The following is a 19,623-nucleotide window of genomic DNA, read 5'->3' as shown; positions in this document are numbered from 1 at the left end:
ACCACGTCGAACTTTCTACAAGGACCCCCATGAAAAAAGTGGCCATCGTCGGCGTCGGTCCCACCGGAATCTATACGCTTCATGCCCTGGTGGAGCGTGGTGAACCGCTGGAAATAGAGCTTTATGAGCAAGCTGAGGAAGCAGGCGTCGGCATGCCTTACAACAGCGACAACAACGCAGACTTCATGCTGGCAAATATAGCCAGCATTGAGATCCCACCGATTTATATCAGTTATCTGACGTGGCTTCAGAATCAAAGTGATGACTATCTGGCGCAGTTTAGGATTGAACGGACGTCTCTGCATGAACGTCAATTTTTACCCCGCGTGATCCTCGGTGACTATTATCGCGATCGTTTATTCGCTATCGTCGAGAAAGCGCGAGGCTCAGGCTTCACGATTAGCATAAACGAATCAAGCGAAGTCACCGACCTGCGCGCAAACCCGAATGGCGTCTCGCTGTGGATCAATCATGCTTCACAGCCAGTCGAGGTGGATTTCGCCGCCATTGCCACCGGTCATCTGTGGCCTGAAACGGATGTACAGACGCGGAAGTTTTTCCCCTGTCCGTGGACCGGTCTGATGGATGTACAGATTAGCGCTTGCCGGGTGGGAATTCTTGGCACCTCGCTCAGCGCGATTGACGCGGCGATGGCCGTGGCCTGCCAACACGGAGCCTTCACTACCGGGGCTGATAACGCACTCCAGTTTATCTGTAAATCCGACAGCCAAAGCCTGAAGCTGACCCTGATGTCGCGCAGCGGCGTGCTGCCTGAAGCGGATTTTTACTGCCCTCTGCCCTATGAATCGTTGAATATCGCAACGCCAGAAGCAATTGAAGACGCCATTGCCCGTGGGCAAAAAGGATTACTGGACCGTATTTTCCGGATTATTGCGCAACAATTACAAGATGCCGCTCCACAGTGGAGTCGAGAGATAGCACTTGAGGAACTTAATGCCGATACATTCCCAGAGGCCTACTTTGCCGACAGGCTCGAGCACGATCCTTTTGAATGGGCGAAACGCAACCTGATTGAAGTTGAACGCAACAAACAGGAACAGCGCACCGTTGCGTGGCGCTATACCCTGCTACGGCTACACGAGGTTATCGAAGAGATCGTCCCACATCTTGATCCGCTTGATGAAAAACGCTTTAAGCGAGGACTGGCGCGCGTATTTATTGATAACTATGCGGCAATCCCTTCTGAATCAGTACGCCGACTGCTGGCGCTCCACGACGCCGGACTAATTGAGATCCTTACACTTGGTGCGGATTATGAGCGCACGAATGAACAGGAAATGACGGTAATTTATCACCACGGTCTACGCAGCGAATTTGATGTGTTTATTGACGCCCGAGGGCAGCGGGCATTGCAGAGCAAAGATATCCCTTTCCCAACGTTACGCGCTCAGTTGCTGGCCTGTGGCGATAAGATCCCGGATATCGGTGAAGATTACACGCTGCAAGCGCCAGAAAATGCCCGCAACCGCCTTGCCTTTGGCGGGTTGCCGTGGTTAATGCACGATCGTCCCTTTATTCAGGGTCTGGTGGTTAGCGCTGAGATAGGCGCCGCGATGGCAAAGGCACTGACGCAACGTGCGCAAAGGCGTCGGCACAATCTGTGGGACACTGGCGAGCTGGATGAGTAAATGGATTTAATGGCGAGGCGGGCAAAATGTTAACGCGTTGCTGCCTCAGTATTGACGCTCAGATAGCAAACTACCGCCAGGTCGAATTCCCGGCAATGGAAAAAAGCCCGGGAAACCTTTCGCTATCAGCATGCCGCTGATGCCATCAATACCCGCGAACAGTTTATGCAGCCCATGAAACAGCATCAGTCCACCGACAGCAAGGCGTAACAAAAACTTGCCAAAACCCGCATGATCCCGCATCCAGTTAACTGTATTTAATAGTTTTATAACCATTTGAATTTATTACTTGTTTCACTATGTGCAATTAACAAACTACAGTTAATACAGATTAAATGAAACCTGCCGGAAATAAGGGGTAATGAGAAGCATAACGATTATCTTCATCTAAACTTGTAACCGGTATCACATCAGAGGAGAAGGAAAACCATGAAACAAACGGTTGCCGCTTTTATTGCTAAAACACTCGAACAAGCTGGCGTAAAACGCATTTGGGGTGTAACGGGTGACTCACTCAATGGCCTTAGTGACAGCCTTAATCGTATGGGAACAATTGACTGGATGCCAACCCGTCATGAAGAGGTTGCGGCCTTCGCCGCGGGCGCTGAAGCACAGTTATCAGGCGAGCTGGCTGTCTGCGCAGGCTCGTGTGGACCCGGAAACTTGCACCTGATCAACGGCCTGTTTGATTGCCACCGCAACCACGTCCCGGTGCTGGCGATTGCCGCGCATATTCCATCCAGTGAAATAGGCAGCGGTTATTTTCAGGAGACCCACCCGCAAGAGTTGTTCCGTGAATGTAGCCACTATTGCGAGCTGGTGTCCAGCCCTGAGCAGATCCCCCAGGTGTTAGCTATAGCTATGCGTAAAGCGGTGCTCAACCGTGGCGTCTCCGTGGTGGTATTACCCGGCGACGTGGCGCTGAAGCCCGCCCCTGAAAGCGCCACCACGCACTGGTACCATGCGCCGCTCCCGGTAGTCACCCCGGAAGAGGAAGAGCTGAGAAAACTGGCGCAACTGCTGCGCTACTCCAGCAACATCGCCCTGATGTGCGGCAGCGGCTGCGCCGGTGCGCATAAAGAGTTGGTTGAGTTTGCGGCTAAGATCAAAGCCCCGATCGTGCACGCTCTGCGCGGGAAAGAGCATGTTGAGTACGACAACCCTTACGACGTGGGTATGACCGGGTTAATTGGCTTTTCATCCGGCTTCCATACCATGATGAATGCCGACACGCTGATTTTGCTCGGCACCCAGTTCCCCTATCGCCCGTTCTATCCCACCGACGCCAAGATTATTCAGATTGATATCAACCCTGCAAGCATTGGTGCGCACAGTAAAGTTGATATGGCGCTGGTAGGCGATATTAAATCCACCCTCCGCGCCCTGCTGCCTTTGGTGGAAGAAAAAACCGAGCGGCAGTTCCTGGATAAAGCGCTGGAACATTATCGCGAAGCACGCAAAGGGCTGGATGATTTAGCCAAACCCAGTGATAAAGCCATTCATCCGCAATATTTGGCACAACAAATCAGCCACTTCGCCGCTGACGACGCCATCTTCACTTGCGACGTGGGCACACCAACGGTTTGGGCGGCGCGCTATCTGAAAATGAACGGCAAACGCCGCCTGATCGGCTCCTTTAACCACGGGTCGATGGCCAATGCCATGCCGCAGGCACTCGGCGCACAAGCAACCGAACCGGGACGTCAGGTCATCGCCATGTGTGGTGACGGCGGCTTTAGCATGCTGATGGGCGATTTTCTGTCGGTGGTACAAATGAAATTGCCGGTGAAAATTATTGTCTTCAACAACAGCGTGCTGGGATTTGTAGCGATGGAGATGAAGGCTGGTGGTTATCTGACCGACGGCACCGAACTGCACGACACGAATTTCGCGCGGATTGCCGAGGCCTGTGGTATCACGGGCATTCGCGTGGAGAAATCTTCAGAGGTTGATGAGGCGCTGCAAAGGGCGATGTCAATTGACGGTCCGGTGCTGGTCGATGTGGTGGTGGCAAAAGAAGAGCTGGCGATCCCGCCGCAGATCAAGCTCGAACAAGCTAAAGGTTTTAGCCTGTATATGCTGCGCGCAATCATCAGCGGACGCGGTGATGAAGTGATCGAACTGGCGAAAACTAACTGGCTCAGGTAAAACATCCTTATTAAACCACACACAAAATCATTCATGATGCATCAAGGCGGCAAGCCCGAAAATCCCCAGGAGCATAGGAATACTATGTGACTGGGGTTTGAGGGTGCGGCCAACGGCGAGGCAGCTTGAAGGATGAAGTGTAATAAGGAGATACCATGATTGATTTACGCAGTGATACTGTCACCCAACCCAGTCGCGCCATGCTCGAAGAGATGATGGCCGCCCCGGTCGGGGACGACGTCTACGGTGATGACCCTACCGTTAATGCCCTCCAGCAATACGCAGCCGAGCTTTCTGGTAAAGAAGCCGCAATTTTCTTACCTACCGGCACTCAGGCGAACCTGGTGGCCCTGCTCAGCCATTGTCAGCGCGGCGAAGAGTATATCGCCGGTCAGGGCGCGCATAACTATCTCTACGAAGCGGGTGGCGCAGCGGTGCTCGGCAGCATTCAACCGCAACCCATCGATGCCGCGCCGGATGGCTCCCTGCCGCTGGACAAAGTGGCAGCAAAAATCAAAGCAGACGATATCCATTTTGCCCGCACCCGTCTGCTCAGTCTGGAAAACACACATAACGGCAAAGTGCTGCCGCGTGAGTATCTGAAAGAGGCCTGGGAATTCACCCGGGAGCGCAACCTTGCCCTGCACGTCGACGGCGCGCGTATTTTTAACGCCATCGTCGCCTATGGCTGTGAGCTTAAAGATGTCACACAATACTGCGACTCGTTCACCATTTGTCTTTCCAAAGGTCTGGGAACGCCGGTAGGCTCGCTGCTGGTCGGCAGCCACGAGTACATCAAGCGTGCCATTCGCTGGCGAAAAATGACCGGCGGCGGAATGCGCCAGGCTGGTATTCTGGCGGCGGCCGGGCTGTATGCGTTGAAAAATAACGTGGCGCGTTTGCAGGAAGACCATGACAACGCTGCCTGGATGGCTGAACAGCTGCGCGAAGCAGGTGCGGACGTCATGCGCCACGACACCAACATGCTGTTTGTTCGCGTTGGCGAAGAGCACGCTGCCGCGCTGGGCGAATACATGAAAGCACAAGGCGTGCTGATTAACGCCTCGCCGATTGTGCGCCTGGTGATGCATCTGGACGTATCGCGTGAACAACTTGCTGAAGTCGTCGCTCACTGGCGCGCTTTTTTAACCCGCTAAGGAGATAGGTGTGCCGCAACGGATTTTGGTTCTTGGCGCCAGTGGCTACATTGGTCAGCATCTGGTAAAGGCGCTCAGCCAACAAGGGCATCAGGTGCTGGCTGCGGCACGCCGCATTGAACGGCTGGAAAAGCAGCAACTGGCCAACGTCAGTTGCCATAAGATCGATTTAAACTGGCCAGATAATCTTGCGCCGCTGCTGATCGGTGTTGATACAGTCTATTATCTGGTCCACGGTATGGGTGAAGGCGGTGATTTTATCGCCCACGAACGCCAGGTGGCTATGAACGTACGCGATGCGCTACGTAATACACCGGTCAAACAGCTTATTTTCCTGAGCTCATTGCAAGCTCCCCGGCATGAACAATCCGATCATCTGCGTGCGCGGCAAATAACCGCCGATACCCTGCGTGAATCAGGCGTACCGATGACGGAATTGCGTGCTGGCATCATCGTCGGGGCCGGTTCCGCTGCCTTTGAAGTGATGCGCGACATGGTCTACAACCTGCCGGTACTCACTCCTCCACGTTGGGTGCGTTCGCGAACAACACCTATCGCGCTGGAGAATTTGATGTATTACCTGGTGGCGCTGTTGGATCATCCCACACAACATAACCGCGTACTCGAAGCCGCCGGACCGCAGGTGTTGAGCTATCAGGAACAGTTCGAACATTTTATGGCGGTCAGCGGTAAACATCGCCTGCTGATCCCCATTCCCTTTCCTACCCGCTGGATTTCGGTTTGGTTTTTAAACGTCATTACGTCGGTGCCGCCGACCACGGCAAAAGCACTGATCCAGGGCTTAAAACACGACCTGTTGGCCGATGACACCGAATTACGTGCGTTGATCCCGCAAAAGCTGATTGCCTTTGATGACGCAGTGCGCAGCACGTTGAAGGAAGAGGAAAAGCTGGTCAACTCCAGCGACTGGGGTTACGACGCGCAGGCGTTTGCCCGCTGGCGTCCTGAATATGGCTATTTCGCCAAACAGGCTGGCTTTAGCGTCGAAACCTCCGCCAGCAAAAAAGCGCTGTGGCAGGTCGTGAATCGACTTGGCGGCAAAGAAGGCTACTTCTTTGGCAATATTTTATGGAAAACGCGTGCGGCGTTAGATCTGTTGGTCGGCCATAAGCTCGCTAAAGGCCGACCGCAACACCCGCTGTTACAAGTTGGCGATACTGTCGATAGCTGGAAAGTTATCATTGTTGAACCCGAGAAACAGCTGACGCTGCTGTTTGGAATGAAAGCGCCAGGTTTGGGTCGCCTGAGCTTCACGCTGGAAGATAAAGGCGATCACCGACGCATTGATGTACGCGCCTGGTGGCATCCACACGGCATGCCAGGTCTCTTCTACTGGTTGTTGATGATTCCAGCCCATCTGTTTATTTTCAGAGGTATGGCGAAGCGTATTGCCAAACTTGCAGAACAAATCACAGACTAATGCGAAAAAGAGACTGTATTCTTTCATGTTTCCCATTGCATACAGACGTAATTCACGGAAGAATGCGCACGACGTTTTTTAAACACAGTGGATTGATATGAAGGTACTGGTTACCGGAGCCACCAGCGGCTTAGGCCGAAACGCGGTTGAGTTCTTATGTAGCAGAGGCGTCAGCGTCAGAGCGACCGGTCGCAACGAAGCGATGGGCAAGCTGCTGGAGAAAATGGGCGCAGAATTTGTGCATGCCGATTTGACCGAGCTGGTTTCCTCGCAGGCAAAAGTGATGCTTGCCGGCATTGACACGCTGTGGCACTGCTCCAGTTTTACCTCACCGTGGGGAACTCAGGAAGCCTTCGATCTGGCCAACGTCCGCGCAACTCGCCGGCTGGGCGAGTGGGCAGTGGCCTGGGGCGTTCGTAACTTCATTCATATCTCCTCGCCGTCGCTCTATTTTGATTATCACCACCATCGCGATATCAAAGAGGACTTTCGTCCCCACCGCTTCGCCAATGAATTTGCCCGCAGCAAAGCGGCTGGCGAAGACGTGATCGCGTTGCTGGCACAGGCCAACCCGCAGACCCGTTTTACGGTATTGCGTCCGCAAAGTCTGTTCGGACCTCACGATAAAGTATTCATTCCCCGTCTGGCCCATATGATGTACCACTATGGCAGCATCCTGTTGCCGCACGGCGGAAGTGCACTGGTGGATATGACCTACTACGAAAATGCGGTGCACGCGATGTGGCTGGCAAGTCAGCAAGCCTGCGATAAGCTGCCGTCAGGTCGCGCGTACAACATTACCAACGGCGAGCATCGCACTCTGCGCAGCATTGTGCAGAAGCTCATCGACGAGCTGAATATTGATTGTCGGATCCGCTCCGTTCCCTACCCGATGCTGGACATGATTGCCCGCAGCATGGAGCGTTTAGGCAATAAATCGGCAAAAGAGCCAAAACTGACGCATTACGGCGTCTCGAAGCTAAATTTTGATTTTACCCTGGATACTACCCGCGCTCAGGAAGAGTTGGGTTATCAGCCCATTGTGACGCTGGATGCAGGAATTGAACGTACCGCGGCCTGGTTACGTGACCACGGTAAGCTGCCGCGTTAGCCCTGCCCGTATTTCTCCAGTAACGCTTCGGCAATCGCCTGAGTTTCTGCATCCGCCACGCCGTTCCACAACGTCGGGCGGAAGTGCATCTGGAAGGCCATAATCACCCGCTGCTGTTCACGCGGCGTCATATCAGATTTTATCTCATAGCCGTAACGCGACAGCAGATCGAGCAAAGATTCGGTTGCTACCGGCGTGTGAGGCGCTCGCCCGGCAAGATAAAATGCCACACGCTGAAGGTCCGGCCACGCGCCAATGCCCTGTTCGGCCAGCACTTTCCATGGGAAAAGCGGTCCGGGATCGTCCTTTCGTTGCGGGGCGATGTCCGCATGGGCTACCACGTTCTGCGGTTTGATGTCGTAGCGGGCGATAATATCTTTCGCTAATGGGATCAGCGCCTGAATCTGCGCAGGCTCAAACGGCGCAAAATATTTTATCCCTGCCGATTTTTGCCAGCCGCGGTTTTCCAGCTCAATGCCAATTGAGGTATCGTTGATGCGCGTAGCGCCGCGCCAGAAGCTAATCCCCGCATGCCAGGCCAGATCTTGTTCGGGGACCAGTTGCCAGATGCGCGGTTTTCCGTGGTAGAGCGGCGGCACAGCCGGGATCAGATAGTGCGAACTGACGTTTTTATCCGTCAGCGTAGCCAGAGAAGAATCAAAATCATCCGCCGTGTAATGGATAACCAGCACTTTAATGCGCGGGTAAGCAGCCTGCGCCTGACGGCGGGTGTCTAACTGATACCCTTCTTTGTCGACAATGCCTTTTTCGCCAGCGCACCCCACCAGCAGCAGCGTAAATGCCAGTAGATACAGCAGACGCTTCATCGGCGGGTTTTCACCGCAGTGCCGCTGACGCTCACCATCAGCATACTGCCGTCTTTGCCCACGGTTTCGTAATCGATATCGATACCGACAACGGCATCAGCACCCAGCGCTTTAGCCTGTTCACCAAGCTCCTGAAAAGCAATTTCGCGCGCTTTTCGCAGCTCTTTTTCATACGCGCCGGAGCGACCGCCGACAATATCGCGGATGCCAGCAAAGAAATCGCGGAAGATATTCGCGCCTAGAATGGCTTCACCGGTAACAACACCGCAGTATTCCACGATGCTTTGCCCTTCCAGCGTAGGGGTAGTCGAAAACTGCATGTTTAATCTCCTTTTTGCGCTAAGAGCACGATCTCAAAAGCATTATCGAACCGATCCACTATCATTGAAAGGATATATTCTATCAACGTAGAACACTAATAGTAGAAAGCTAATAAGGAAATCATTATGCGCTACTCGAAACTCTCTCTGCTGGTCCCCTGTGCACTCCTTCTCAGCGCCTGTACTACCGTGACGCCGGTTTATAAAGATAACGGCGCACGTAGTGGTTCATGCGTAGAAGGTGGGCCAGACAGCGTGGCTCAACAATTCTATGATTACCGTATTCAGCATCGAAACAATGATCTTACCCCACTTCGTCCATACCTTAGTGACAACCTGGCTAAACTGCTGAACGATGCCAGTCGCGATAACGCGCATCGCGCTCTGTTTAACAGCGATCCGTTCTCCAGCCGCGCCACACTTCCGGACAGTGCCAGCGTCGCCAGCGCATCAACTATTCCGAATAGTGATGCACGCAACATCCCGCTACGCGTAGAACTTAAACAAGGCGATCAAAGCTGGCGTGATGAAGTGCTGATGATCCGTGAGGGCCAGTGCTGGGTCATTGATGATGTCCGCTATTTGGGCGGCAGCGTACACGCGCCAGCCGGGACGCTGCGCCAGTCTGTCGAAAACCGTTAATCGCCCCATTTACTCACCCAAATCATAACCCCCATTAATTGTCTGGCATTCTGCATAGAATGCCGACAATTATTCTTGCCCGCTGGTAGCCCCGCTATTTTGTGCTATGTTTAGATAAGAATGCGGTTTGCATTTAACTTTTAACGCATAAATATTGCATAACTATTCTGTCAAAGGTAGTATCTGCGGCTTCAATAGCTATCAGACTGCCAGTATCGAGTGTCAATGAGTATTCAATTAAACGGCATTAACTGCTTCTACGGCGCACATCAGGCGCTGTTCGATATCACGCTGGATTGCCCTCAGGGTGAAACACTGGTGTTACTTGGCCCAAGTGGAGCCGGGAAAAGCTCGCTACTGCGCGTACTCAACCTGCTTGAGATGCCGCGCTCGGGCACGCTCTCTATTGCAGGTAACCGTTTCGACTTCACAAAAACCCCGTCAGATAAAGCCATTCGGGATCTGCGTCAAAACGTCGGCATGGTCTTTCAGCAATATAATCTTTGGCCGCATCTCACGGTGGTGCAGAACCTGATTGAAGCGCCCTGCCGCGTACTGGGTCTGACAAAAGAGCAAGCGATGGCGCGTGCCGAGAAACTGCTGGAACGTCTGCGCCTTAAGCCATACAGCGATCGCTATCCGCTGCATCTCTCCGGTGGTCAGCAACAGCGTGTCGCCATTGCCCGCGCGTTGATGATGGAACCGCAGGTGCTGCTGTTTGATGAGCCTACCGCAGCGCTTGATCCGGAAATTACCGCCCAAATCGTCAGCATCATTCGTGAACTGGCGGAAACCAATATTACTCAGGTGATCGTCACCCACGAAGTGGAAGTTGCTCGTAAAACGGCCAGCCGTGTGGTGTACATGGAAAACGGTCATATCGTCGAGTTTGGGGATGCGAGCTGCTTTGCCAACCCGCAAACCGAAGCGTTTAAAAACTATCTTTCTCACTAAGATTCGGGACAATACAATGAAAAAAGTTCTGATTGCCGCGCTAATCGCAAGTTTTAGCCTTTCCGCTACCGCAGCCCAAACCATTCGTTTCGCCACCGAAGCGTCTTATCCTCCGTTTGAATCGATCGATGCTAACAACAAGATCGTAGGGTTTGACGTTGATCTGGCGAATGCGCTGTGTAAAGAGATTGACGCTACCTGTACCTTCACCAATCAGGCCTTCGACAGCCTGATCCCGAGCCTGAAATTCCGCCGTTTTGACGCGGTAATGGCCGGCATGGACATCACGCCTGAACGTGAAAAACAGGTTTTGTTCACCACTCCGTATTACGACAACTCTGCGCTGTTTGTTGGCCAACAGGGTAAATACACCAGCATTGATCAGCTGAAAGGCAAAAAAGTTGGTGTTCAAAACGGTACTACGCACCAGAAATTCATCATGGATAAACATCCGGAAGTGACCACCGTGCCGTATGACAGCTACCAGAATGCCAAACTCGATCTGCAAAACGGGCGTATTGACGGCGTCTTTGGTGATACCGCTGTAGTGACTGAATGGCTGAAAGACAATCCAAAACTGGCCGCGGTTGGCGACAAAGTCACGGATAAAGATTACTTCGGCACCGGTCTGGGCATCGCTGTGCGCCAGGGCAATACCGAGCTGCAGCAGAAATTTAACGCTGCGCTGGAAAAAGTGAAAAAAGATGGGACTTACGAGACCATCTACAACAAATGGTTCCAGAAGTAATATTTGATGAATGAATTTTTTCCTTTAGCAAGCGCCGCCGGGATGACCGTCGGCCTTGCCGTTTGTGCGCTGATCATCGGCCTCGCGCTCGCCATGTTTTTTGCCGTCTGGGAGTCAGTAAAATGGCGCCCGGTGGCATGGACGGGTTCTGCCCTGGTCACCATCCTGCGCGGTCTGCCGGAAATTCTGGTGGTTCTGTTTATCTATTTCGGCTCCTCACAGCTGCTGCTGACGCTGGCCGATGGCTTTACGATCAATCTCGGTTTTGTACAAATCCCGGTGCAGATGCAGATCGAAAACTTCGACGTCAGTCCATTCCTGTGCGGTGTCATTGCACTGTCATTGCTGTATGCCGCTTACGCGTCGCAAACGCTGCGTGGCGCGCTCAAGGCCGTACCACTCGGGCAATGGGAGTCAGGTCAGGCGTTAGGTTTGTCTAAAGCTGCGATCTTCTTTCGTCTGGTGATGCCGCAGATGTGGCGTCACGCGCTGCCGGGACTGGGAAACCAGTGGCTGGTATTGCTGAAAGATACTGCGCTGGTCAGCCTTATCAGCGTCAACGATCTGATGCTGCAAACCAAGAGTATCGCCACGCGTACCCAGGAGCCATTTACCTGGTACATTGTGGCGGCGGCTATTTACCTGGTGATTACGCTGGTGAGTCAGTACATTCTCAAACGCATTGACCTGCGCGCGACACGTTTTGAGCGGAGACCGGGCTGATGCTTGAGTATTTACCTGAATTGTTGAAAGGGCTGCATACCAGTCTGACGCTGACGGTCGCCTCCATCGTAGTTGCTCTGGTGCTGGCGCTGATTTTCACTGTCATCCTGACGCTTAAGACGCCGATCGTGGTCTGGCTGGTTCGCGCCTATATCACGTTGTTTACCGGTACACCGCTGCTGGTGCAAATATTCCTGATCTACTACGGGCCAGGGCAGTTTCCGACGTTGCAGGAGTATCCGGTTCTATGGCATCTGCTCTCTGAACCGTGGCTGTGCGCTTTAATTGCCCTGTCGTTAAACAGTGCGGCCTATACCACCCAGCTGTTCTATGGCGCTATCCGTGCAATCCCGGAAGGCCAGTGGCAATCCTGCAGTGCGTTGGGGATGAGCAAGAAGGATACGCTGGCGATTCTGCTGCCGTACGCCTTTAAACGCGCCCTATCTTCGTATTCCAACGAAGTGGTGCTGGTGTTTAAAAGTACTTCACTGGCATACACCATCACGCTGATGGAAGTGATGGGCTATAGCCAGCTGCTGTACGGTCGTACTTATGACGTGATGGTTTTCGGCGCGGCTGGCGTGATTTATCTGATCGTTAACGGCTTGCTGACGCTGATGATGCGCTTAATTGAACGTAAAGCACTGGCGTTTGAACATCGTAATTAAGCGAAATAACTGCATAAACCTAAAAACACAAGACGGGCAAGTCTCACAACAGCCCGTCTTTTTTTACGCCAATAAAAATATTTAATCATTTTTATTGCATATAAATTCATTAAATGGCATTGTTAGTCCACGCCGCAGACACGGTAAATAATCATAAGATAGACAGACGGGAGTTCCACCATGAAAAAGTTAGTACTGGCTGCATTACTTGCTACTTTCGCCGCTGGCGCCTCAGCTGCTGATAAAATTAATTTCGGTGTATCAGCGACTTACCCGCCATTTGAGTCGCTGGACGCCAGCAATAAAATTGTCGGTTTTGACATCGACCTGGCAACGGCGCTGTGCAAACAAATGCAGGCTGACTGTACTTTCACCAATCACGCTTTCGACAGCCTGATTCCCGCGCTGAAATTTAAGAAATATGATGCGGTAATTTCCGGAATGGATATTACGCCTGAGCGTAGCAAGCAGGTTGCATTTACTCAGCCTTACTATGCCAACTCCGCGCTGGTGATTGCGAAAAAAGACACCTATAAAACCTTTGCCGACCTGAAAGGTAAACGCATCGGTATGGAAAACGGCACCACGCACCAGAAATACCTGCAGGACAAGCATCCTGAGGTGAAAACCGTGGCCTACGATAGCTATCAGAATGCGATTATCGACCTGAAAAATGGTCGTATTGATGGCGTATTTGGCGATACCGCCGTGGTTAACGAGTGGCTGAAAACCAATCCGCAGTTAGGCGTAGCCACTGACAAAGTGACCGACCCACAATACTTCGGAACAGGCCTTGGCATCGCGGTTCGCCCGGATAACAAAGCCCTGCTGGAAAAACTAAACAGCGCGCTGGCGGCCATCAAAGCGGACGGCACCTACCAGAAAATCAGCGATCAGTGGTTCCCCCAGTAACGTCTGTCCAATCTGAAAAGCCGCTCTCTGCGGCTTTTTTTATCTCTTTGCCTGCGCTTTCAGTCAGTTCTTACGCCATAAATGCATTCCTGGCATACACTTGTTAAAACGAAAAAAAGTGAGGCAAAAGGATGATAGCATTCCCTGCCAGTTTACTGATCCTCAATGGAAAAAGTGCTGATAATCTTCCCCTGCGTAACGCTATTACACAGTTGCGTGATGAGGGCGTGGAAATCCATGTTCGCGTTACCTGGGAAAAAGGTGACGCCCAACGCTACGTTGATGAAGCTCGTCAGTTGGGCGTTGAAACGGTGATTGCCGGCGGCGGCGACGGCACAATAAACGAAGTCTCGACGGCGCTTATCCAGTCGCAGGGCGGCAATATACCGGCGCTGGGTATTTTACCGTTGGGAACGGCAAATGACTTTGCCACCAGCGTAGGTATACCCGACGACATTGATAAGGCATTAAAGCTGGCTATCGCCGCAAATGCGACGGCGATCGATATGGTGCAGGTCAATGATAAAACCTGTTTTATCAACATGGCGACCGGCGGCTTCGGCACACGCATCACTACCGAGACACCAGAAAAACTCAAGGCTGCGTTGGGTGGCGTATCATACTTTATCCACGGATTAATGCGCATGGATACGCTCAAACCCGACGTCTGCGATATCCGTGGAGAAGATTTTCACTGGCAGGGTAAGGCGCTGGTGATTGGTATCGGTAATGGTCGTCAGGCTGGTGGTGGGCAACAGCTTTGCCCGACGGCGCTGATCAACGATGGTCTGCTGCAACTGCGCATTTTTACCGGCGAAGAACTGTTGCCAGGGCTGCTTTCGGCGTTAACACAATCCGAAGACAACCCTAACATCATCGAGGGCGCATCATCATGGTTTGATATCCGCGCCCCACACGAAATTACCTTTAATCTCGATGGCGAACCGCTCAGCGGACAGGAGTTTCATATTGAAATCCTGCCCGCGGCGTTACGTTGCAGACTGCCGCCGGGTTGTCCACTGTTGCGCTAACACGACAACATCCCGGCTGGAATCAGGCGATAGTGACTTTGCTGTCCAGATAAACATCCTGCACGGCGTTAATCAGCTTAACGCCGTCGGCCATGGTTTTCTTGAATGCTTTGCGTCCAAGAATCAGCCCCATGCCGCCTGCTCGTTTGTTAATCACTGCCGTACGTACCGCATCACTGAGATCGGTTTCGCCGCCAGCCGCGCCGCCGGAGTTAATCAACCCGGCACGCCCCATATAGCAGTTCACCAGTTGATAACGCACCAGGTCAATTGGGTTGTCGCTGGTCAGCTTACTGTAGACGCGATCGTCGGTGTAGCCAAAGTTAACCGCTTTATACCCGCCGTTGTTTTCCGCCATTTTCTGCTTAACAATATCCGCCCCAATAGTGGCCGCCAGATGGTTTGCCTGCCCGGTGAGATCGGCAGAAACATGGTAATCCACGCCGTCTTTCTTAAACGCTGAGTTACGCAGGTACGCCCACAGTACGGTGACCATCCCCAGCTCATGAGCACGCTCGAACGCGGCAGAAATCTCCTCAATCTGGCGACGGGACTCTTCTGAACCGAAATAGATGGTTGCCCCTACCGCTACCGCGCCCATATTGAACGCCTGTTCTACGCTGGCATACAGCGTCTGATCGAACGTATTAGGGTAGCTCAGCGTTTCGTTGTGGTTAATCTTCACGAGGAACGGAATGCGGTGCGCGTAGCGACGGGAAACAGAAGCCAGCACGCCATAGGTCGACGCCACACAGTTACACCCTGCTTCAATAGCCAGCTCCACAATATTCTTCGGATCAAAGTACAGCGGGTTAGCCGCAAATGATGCCCCAGCGGAGTGCTCCACGCCCTGGTCCACCGGTAGAATCGACAGATAACCTGTCCCGGCCAGTCGCCCCGTGTTATACAGCGTCTGCATATTACGCAGCACGGCTGGCGGACGGTTGTTATCCACCATCACGCGATCGACGTAATCATGTCCGGGCAGGTAAAGTTGGTCAGAAGGAATGGTCATACAACGATGCTGTAAAAGGTTGTCGGCGTCTTTGCCAAGCAACTGCGCAATATCAGTCATAGCTATGCTCCCGTAATTTCCGATTTGAAACCGGAATGTGGATTGTCCTGACCCGCTTTGTTGCGGGCAGCAATAAGCCTGGTACCGACTGCCCTTTTTTTCCATCTTTAGCGCACTTTTCAGCAACTTCTGCTGGCTCGATTCAGGAGGAAATAATGTTAAGGCGGTCAAATTTAGACCACAAAGGTATTTTAAAGGTATTATCAAATGGTACTATCAATGCGTACCTTACCTGTCATGAAGGATTTAAAGATGAAAACTACAGTTAAGCTGTCGTTCATGATGTTTGTAGAGTGGTTTATCTGGGGCGCCTGGTTTGTACCGCTGTGGCTATGGCTGAGTAAAAGTGGCTTTAGCGCCGGGGAGATCGGCTGGTCTTACGCCTGTACCGCGATAGCCGCGATCCTGTCACCCATCCTGGTCGGCTCTGTCACTGACCGTTTTTTCTCCGCACAAAAAGTCCTTGCGGTGTTGATGTTCGTCGGCGCTGTTTTGATGTACTTCGCCGCACAACAAACCACCTTCGCCGGTTTTTTCCCGCTGTTACTTGCCTATTCGCTGACCTATATGCCGACGATTGCGCTGACCAACAGCATTGCTTTTGCCAACGTCCCGGACGTTGAACGTGATTTCCCGCGTATCCGCGTGATGGGCACCATTGGCTGGATTGCTTCAGGTTTAGCCTGCGGTTTCTTACCGCAAATGCTTGGCTATAGCGACATCTCACCCACCAATATTCCTCTGCTTATTACTGCCGGAAGCTCAGCACTGTTGGGCGTCTTTGCGTTCTTTTTGCCGGATACGCCGCCGAAAAGCACCGGCAAAATGGATTTCAAAGTCATGTTGGGTCTGGATGCGCTGATCCTGCTGCGGGATAAGAACTTCCTCGTCTTTTTCTTTTGCTCTTTCCTGTTTGCGATGCCGCTGGCGTTCTATTACATCTTCGCCAACGGTTACCTGACGGAAGTCGGGATGAAAAACGCCACCGGTTGGATGACACTGGGCCAATTCTCTGAAATCTTCTTTATGCTGGCGCTGCCGTTTTTCACCAAACGTTTTGGCATTAAAAAGGTATTACTGCTTGGTCTTATTACTGCGGCTATCCGCTACGGATTTTTCGTTTACGGCGGCGCGGAAGAATATTTCACTTATGCCCTGCTATTTTTCGGCATTCTGCTTCATGGCGTCAGTTACGACTTCTACTATGTCACGGCCTACATCTATGTCGACAAAAAAGCGCCGGTACATATGCGCACCGCAGCGCAAGGGCTTATCACCCTCTGCTGTCAGGGATTCGGCAGCCTGCTCGGATACCGTCTGGGCGGCGTAATGATGGAAAAAATGTTTGCTTACAAGGAGCCAGTTAATGGTCTTACCTTTAACTGGGCCGGCATGTGGGGATTTGGCGCGATCATGATCGCCATTATTGCCGTGCTGTTTATGATTTTCTTTCGCGAATCAGATGGAGAAATCACCGCCATTACGGTGGATGATCGCGATGTAGCATTGAAACAAGGGGAAGTAAAATGAAAGCAGAACGTATTCTCGGAGCTCTTTATGGGCAGGCGTTAGGGGATGCGATGGGCATGCCATCGGAACTGTGGCCAAGAACCCGGGTTAAAGCCCATTTCGGTTGGATCGACAGTTTTTTGCCTGGTCCGGCTGAAAATAATGCCGCCTGCTACTTTAACCAGGCAGAGTTTACTGATGATACGTCTATGGCACTGTGCCTGGCAGATGCCCTGCTTGAGTGCGATGGAGAGATTGTACCCGATGTTATTGGCCGCAATATTCTGGCCTGGGCAGAGCGTTTTGATGCCTTTAATAAAAACGTGCTCGGCCCGACCTCAAAAATTGCACTCAAAGCCATTCGCGACGGCAAACTTGTCGCCGAACTGGAGAATAATGGTGTGACCAACGGGGCGGCAATGCGCGTTTCACCGCTGGGTTGCCTGCTGCCCGCCCGCTGTCTTGATGCGTTTATTGATGATGTAGCATTGGCCTCCAGCCCGACGCATAAATCGGATCTGGCGGTGGCCGGTGCGGTCGTGGTCGCATGGGCGGTATCACGCGCCATTGATGGCGAAAAATGGTCAGAGATTGTCGACGCGCTGCCTGCCATTGCCCGGCATGCCCAGCAAAAAAGGATCACCACCTTTAGCGCCTCGCTCTCGGCACGCCTTGAGCTGGCACTGAAAATCGTCCGTAATGCCGACGGCATTGAGTCCGCCTGCGAGCAGCTGTATCAGGTGGTGGGAGCCGGAACCAGCACCATTGAATCCGTGCCTTGCGCCATCGCCATGGTCGAACTGGCGCAGACCGATCCCAACCGCTGCGCCATTCTGTGTGCGAATCTGGGGGGCGATACTGACACCATCGGGGCAATGGCAACCGCCATTTGTGGCGCGCTGCACGGCATAAACGCGATTAACCCGGCCCTGAAACATGAGCTCGATGCGGTAAATCAGCTGGACTTTATGCGCTACGCCAGCGGATTACTGCGACTGCGCGAGCAACGGGAGGCGCTATGAGCACCACGCGTCTGCAACAACTTCTCCCACAGTTACGCACACAGCGGCCGGTGACGGTGGTAGGCGCGGCGGTGATTGATGTCATTGCCGATGCGTATGCCCTTCCCTGGCGCGGATGTGACATTGAACTCAAACAGCAAGGGGTGAACGTTGGCGGCTGTGCGCTCAATATTGCCGTAGCGCTCAAACGTTTAGGTATCGACGCCAGTAATGCGTTACCGCTGGGTCAGGGGGTATGGGCCGATATTATCCGCAACCGGATGGCAAAAGAGGGACTGCAAAGTTTAATCGACAATGCTGAAGGCGATAACGGCTGGTGCCTGGCACTAGTGGAGCCTGATGGTGAACGTACCTTTATGTCCTTTAGCGGCGTTGAGAATCAATGGAATGCAGACTGGCTGGCGCAGCTTGATATCCCTCGCCACAGCCTGGTTTATCTTTCGGGCTATCAGTTAGCCTCTGGATGCGGTGAACTGCTGGTGCAGTGGCTGGAAGGTCTGGATGAAGTGACGCCATTTATCGATTTTGGACCACGTATAGGTGACATTTCCGAGGCCTTGATGACCCGCATTATGGCCTGCCGCCCGCTGGTATCACTCAATCGTCAGGAGGCGGAGATTGCCGCCGAGCGGTTTGCATTGAGTCAGGATGTAGAAGGTTTTGGCGCAGAGTGGGTACGACGTTTCGCCGCGCCGGTGGTGGTCCGTCACGATAAAGACGGTGCGTGGTATTTCAGCGCGCAGACATCCGGTTGCGTACCGGCATTTGCGACGACGGTTGTTGATACCATTGGTGCAGGTGACAGCCATGCTGGCGGCATGCTGGCCGGGCTGGCATCTGGCTGGACGCTGGCGGAAGCCGTACTGCTGGGTAACGCGGTAGCGTCCTGGGTAGTCGGGCATCGCGGCGGCGATTGCGCACCCTCGCGCGAGGCGCTACTCCTCGCACACAAAGACGTATAGATCGCTTCGACAGTAGCTGATGCTGTATTCAATGGGCCGTTGCTGTTGGTCAAGCGCTACCTGCTTGATCACCAGTACCGGCACTTTGCTGTCCATTTGGATATGTGCCTGAAACTCTGCGTCAGGCATTCGGGCGCTGACGCGTGAGCGCGTGCGCTGCGGGAAGATATGCTGGCTGCGAAAATAGTCATACAGTGAAACGCCGATGGCATCGACATCATGGATTAGATGGACAGGAACCCATGATTCTTCAATAGAAACCGCGTCTTCATCTACATAGCGAATGCGCTTGAGCAGAAAGACGTCACTCCCTACGGCAACCGCCAGATGCTGGGCCACCTCTTCCGGGCAGGGCACAATGCGCTTGTTGACCCACAACGTATCTGGTTTTTTACCGCGCAACACCACCTGCTGGGAAAAACCACGCGCCTCTTTGAGCGAATACTCGAAAATGTTGTTGATCTGTGTCCCATAACCACGGGCACGCGTCACTACGCCTTCTTCTTCCAGGGCCTGCATCGCCTTACGCACCGTAATTCGCGAAACGCCGGTCAACTGACTGAGATCGCGCTCGCCCGGCAGGATATTCCCATGCTCCAGAACCCCGCTGCGCACAGCGTTTTTCACCGTTTGGGCAAACTTCAGATACAGCGGTGTGTTATCAGCCGCTGAAATGCGCTCATTCAGTTGCGCGATAAGCTGGGTATGCGCTTGTTCCATTTAT

The 19,623-nt window shown here is 53.0% G+C and carries 19 protein-coding genes and 1 pseudogene; 15 read left to right on the top strand and 5 right to left on the bottom strand.

Annotated elements, in window-relative coordinates:
• The first annotated feature begins 29 nt into the window (after positions 1 to 29).
• Positions 30 to 1,649: an FAD-NAD(P)-binding protein gene (locus OGX99_RS16865; RefSeq protein ID WP_286544299.1), complete on the top strand. Its 1,620-nt coding sequence runs from the start codon at positions 30 to 32 to the stop codon at positions 1,647 to 1,649.
• A 102-nt stretch (positions 1,650 to 1,751) separates the two neighbouring features.
• Here OGX99_RS16865 and OGX99_RS16860 read toward each other — a convergent pair.
• Positions 1,752 to 1,925: pseudogene (locus OGX99_RS16860) on the bottom strand (DoxX family membrane protein); the annotation flags it as partial.
• Between the two features lie 153 nt (positions 1,926 to 2,078).
• Between OGX99_RS16860 and poxB the strand changes: the two are divergent.
• The 4 genes from poxB (at position 2,079) to OGX99_RS16840 (ending at position 7,506) form a co-directional block, all read left to right on the top strand.
• Positions 2,079 to 3,797: a ubiquinone-dependent pyruvate dehydrogenase gene (gene poxB / locus OGX99_RS16855; RefSeq protein ID WP_151219788.1), complete on the top strand. Its 1,719-nt coding sequence runs from the start codon at positions 2,079 to 2,081 to the stop codon at positions 3,795 to 3,797.
• A gap of 155 nt (positions 3,798 to 3,952) precedes the next feature.
• The gene (gene ltaE / locus OGX99_RS16850) at positions 3,953 to 4,954 is read left to right on the top strand and encodes a low-specificity L-threonine aldolase (RefSeq protein WP_286544296.1); all 1,002 of its coding nucleotides are present in this window, start codon (positions 3,953 to 3,955) and stop codon (positions 4,952 to 4,954) included.
• A gap of 10 nt (positions 4,955 to 4,964) precedes the next feature.
• Positions 4,965 to 6,395, top strand: coding sequence for an SDR family oxidoreductase (locus tag OGX99_RS16845; RefSeq protein ID WP_187253386.1), 1,431 nt, complete (start codon positions 4,965 to 4,967; stop codon positions 6,393 to 6,395).
• A 97-nt stretch (positions 6,396 to 6,492) separates the two neighbouring features.
• Positions 6,493 to 7,506 carry a 3-beta-hydroxysteroid dehydrogenase gene (locus OGX99_RS16840; RefSeq protein ID WP_115643591.1) on the top strand — a complete coding sequence of 338 codons (1,014 nt, stop codon included), beginning with the start codon at positions 6,493 to 6,495 and terminating at the stop codon, positions 7,504 to 7,506.
• Here OGX99_RS16840 and OGX99_RS16835 read toward each other — a convergent pair.
• Positions 7,503 to 8,333, bottom strand: coding sequence for an N-acetylmuramoyl-L-alanine amidase (locus OGX99_RS16835; RefSeq protein ID WP_286544292.1), 831 nt, complete (start codon positions 8,331 to 8,333; stop codon positions 7,503 to 7,505). The two genes, OGX99_RS16840 and OGX99_RS16835, sit on opposite strands and share 4 nt — an antisense overlap.
• A complete protein-coding gene (locus OGX99_RS16830; RefSeq protein ID WP_001160725.1) occupies positions 8,330 to 8,653 on the bottom strand; it encodes a heavy metal-binding domain-containing protein in 324 nt (107 codons plus the stop codon). Before OGX99_RS16830 ends, OGX99_RS16835 begins: the two co-directional genes overlap by 4 nt.
• Positions 8,654 to 8,779: 126 nt before the next feature.
• Here OGX99_RS16830 and OGX99_RS16825 point away from each other — a divergent pair, with 126 nt between their 5' ends.
• The 7 genes from OGX99_RS16825 to yegS all read left to right on the top strand — a co-directional run bounded on the left by OGX99_RS16825 (position 8,780) and on the right by yegS (position 14,331).
• Positions 8,780 to 9,295, top strand: a complete 516-nt coding sequence (locus OGX99_RS16825) for a lipoprotein (protein WP_151219791.1) — start codon at positions 8,780 to 8,782, stop codon at positions 9,293 to 9,295.
• A 225-nt stretch (positions 9,296 to 9,520) separates the two neighbouring features.
• The gene (gene artP, locus OGX99_RS16820; protein WP_003027295.1) at positions 9,521 to 10,249 is read left to right on the top strand and encodes an arginine ABC transporter ATP-binding protein ArtP; all 729 of its coding nucleotides are present in this window, start codon (positions 9,521 to 9,523) and stop codon (positions 10,247 to 10,249) included.
• Positions 10,250 to 10,265: 16 nt separating this feature from the next.
• On the top strand, positions 10,266 to 10,997 hold the full coding sequence (artI, locus tag OGX99_RS16815; RefSeq protein ID WP_187253389.1) for an arginine ABC transporter substrate-binding protein ArtI: 732 nt from the start codon (positions 10,266 to 10,268) through the stop codon (positions 10,995 to 10,997).
• Positions 10,998 to 11,003: 6 nt separating this feature from the next.
• On the top strand, positions 11,004 to 11,720 hold the full coding sequence (gene artQ / locus OGX99_RS16810; RefSeq protein ID WP_016153668.1) for an arginine ABC transporter permease ArtQ: 717 nt from the start codon (positions 11,004 to 11,006) through the stop codon (positions 11,718 to 11,720).
• A complete protein-coding gene (gene artM, locus OGX99_RS16805) occupies positions 11,720 to 12,388 on the top strand; it encodes an arginine ABC transporter permease ArtM (RefSeq protein ID WP_151219792.1) in 669 nt (222 codons plus the stop codon). The genes artQ and artM overlap by 1 nt, the downstream gene beginning before the upstream one ends.
• A gap of 180 nt (positions 12,389 to 12,568) precedes the next feature.
• A complete protein-coding gene (gene artJ / locus OGX99_RS16800) occupies positions 12,569 to 13,300 on the top strand; it encodes an arginine ABC transporter substrate-binding protein ArtJ (protein ID WP_151219793.1) in 732 nt (243 codons plus the stop codon).
• Positions 13,301 to 13,431: 131 nt separating this feature from the next.
• Positions 13,432 to 14,331 carry a lipid kinase YegS gene (gene yegS / locus OGX99_RS16795; RefSeq protein WP_151219794.1) on the top strand — a complete coding sequence of 300 codons (900 nt, stop codon included), beginning with the start codon at positions 13,432 to 13,434 and terminating at the stop codon, positions 14,329 to 14,331.
• Between the two features lie 22 nt (positions 14,332 to 14,353).
• Here the strand turns inward: yegS and fbaB are convergent, their stop codons facing one another.
• Positions 14,354 to 15,406, bottom strand: coding sequence for a class I fructose-bisphosphate aldolase (gene fbaB, locus OGX99_RS16790; RefSeq protein ID WP_210904576.1), 1,053 nt, complete (start codon positions 15,404 to 15,406; stop codon positions 14,354 to 14,356).
• Positions 15,407 to 15,658: 252 nt separating this feature from the next.
• On the opposite strand from fbaB, the gene OGX99_RS16785 reads away from it, so the two are divergent.
• The 3 genes from OGX99_RS16785 to OGX99_RS16775 are packed head-to-tail and all read left to right on the top strand — an operon-like array spanning position 15,659 to position 18,899.
• Positions 15,659 to 16,936: a nucleoside permease gene (locus OGX99_RS16785; RefSeq protein ID WP_286544288.1), complete on the top strand. Its 1,278-nt coding sequence runs from the start codon at positions 15,659 to 15,661 to the stop codon at positions 16,934 to 16,936.
• Entirely contained in the window at positions 16,933 to 17,937 is a 1,005-nt protein-coding gene (locus OGX99_RS16780) for an ADP-ribosylglycohydrolase family protein (RefSeq protein ID WP_252837756.1), read from the top strand. Before OGX99_RS16785 ends, OGX99_RS16780 begins: the two co-directional genes overlap by 4 nt.
• Positions 17,934 to 18,899, top strand: coding sequence for a PfkB family carbohydrate kinase (locus OGX99_RS16775; RefSeq protein ID WP_286544285.1), 966 nt, complete (start codon positions 17,934 to 17,936; stop codon positions 18,897 to 18,899). The genes OGX99_RS16780 and OGX99_RS16775 overlap by 4 nt, the downstream gene beginning before the upstream one ends.
• Here OGX99_RS16775 and OGX99_RS16770 read toward each other — a convergent pair.
• A complete protein-coding gene (locus OGX99_RS16770; protein ID WP_151219797.1) occupies positions 18,873 to 19,619 on the bottom strand; it encodes a GntR family transcriptional regulator in 747 nt (248 codons plus the stop codon). The genes OGX99_RS16775 and OGX99_RS16770 overlap by 27 nt on opposite strands.
• Positions 19,620 to 19,623 lie beyond the last annotated feature (4 nt).

It is taken from the genome of Citrobacter sp. Cu096 (assembly GCF_030332285.1).
GTDB lineage: Bacteria > Pseudomonadota > Gammaproteobacteria > Enterobacterales > Enterobacteriaceae > Citrobacter > Citrobacter meridianamericanus.
The sequence above is the reverse complement of the archived record's forward strand: the minus strand, read 5'-3'. Positions and strand labels throughout refer to the sequence as shown.

Coding starts and splice junctions, on each gene's coding strand:
- yegS (WP_151219794.1), top strand. CDS start 13,432: ATGATAGCATTCCCTGCCAGTTTACTGATCCTCAATGGAAAAAGTGCT.
- OGX99_RS16785 (WP_286544288.1), top strand. CDS start 15,659: ATGAAAACTACAGTTAAGCTGTCGTTCATGATGTTTGTAGAGTGGTTT.
- artI (WP_187253389.1), top strand. CDS start 10,266: ATGAAAAAAGTTCTGATTGCCGCGCTAATCGCAAGTTTTAGCCTTTCC.
- OGX99_RS16835 (WP_286544292.1), bottom strand. CDS start 8,333: ATGAAGCGTCTGCTGTATCTACTGGCATTTACGCTGCTGCTGGTGGGG.
- fbaB (WP_210904576.1), bottom strand. CDS start 15,406: ATGACTGATATTGCGCAGTTGCTTGGCAAAGACGCCGACAACCTTTTA.
- OGX99_RS16775 (WP_286544285.1), top strand. CDS start 17,934: ATGAGCACCACGCGTCTGCAACAACTTCTCCCACAGTTACGCACACAG.
- OGX99_RS16865 (WP_286544299.1), top strand. CDS start 30: ATGAAAAAAGTGGCCATCGTCGGCGTCGGTCCCACCGGAATCTATACG.
- OGX99_RS16825 (WP_151219791.1), top strand. CDS start 8,780: ATGCGCTACTCGAAACTCTCTCTGCTGGTCCCCTGTGCACTCCTTCTC.
- artM (WP_151219792.1), top strand. CDS start 11,720: ATGCTTGAGTATTTACCTGAATTGTTGAAAGGGCTGCATACCAGTCTG.
- poxB (WP_151219788.1), top strand. CDS start 2,079: ATGAAACAAACGGTTGCCGCTTTTATTGCTAAAACACTCGAACAAGCT.
- OGX99_RS16770 (WP_151219797.1), bottom strand. CDS start 19,619: ATGGAACAAGCGCATACCCAGCTTATCGCGCAACTGAATGAGCGCATT.
- artP (WP_003027295.1), top strand. CDS start 9,521: ATGAGTATTCAATTAAACGGCATTAACTGCTTCTACGGCGCACATCAG.
- OGX99_RS16830 (WP_001160725.1), bottom strand. CDS start 8,653: ATGCAGTTTTCGACTACCCCTACGCTGGAAGGGCAAAGCATCGTGGAA.
- artQ (WP_016153668.1), top strand. CDS start 11,004: ATGAATGAATTTTTTCCTTTAGCAAGCGCCGCCGGGATGACCGTCGGC.
- OGX99_RS16840 (WP_115643591.1), top strand. CDS start 6,493: ATGAAGGTACTGGTTACCGGAGCCACCAGCGGCTTAGGCCGAAACGCG.
- ltaE (WP_286544296.1), top strand. CDS start 3,953: ATGATTGATTTACGCAGTGATACTGTCACCCAACCCAGTCGCGCCATG.
- OGX99_RS16780 (WP_252837756.1), top strand. CDS start 16,933: ATGAAAGCAGAACGTATTCTCGGAGCTCTTTATGGGCAGGCGTTAGGG.
- artJ (WP_151219793.1), top strand. CDS start 12,569: ATGAAAAAGTTAGTACTGGCTGCATTACTTGCTACTTTCGCCGCTGGC.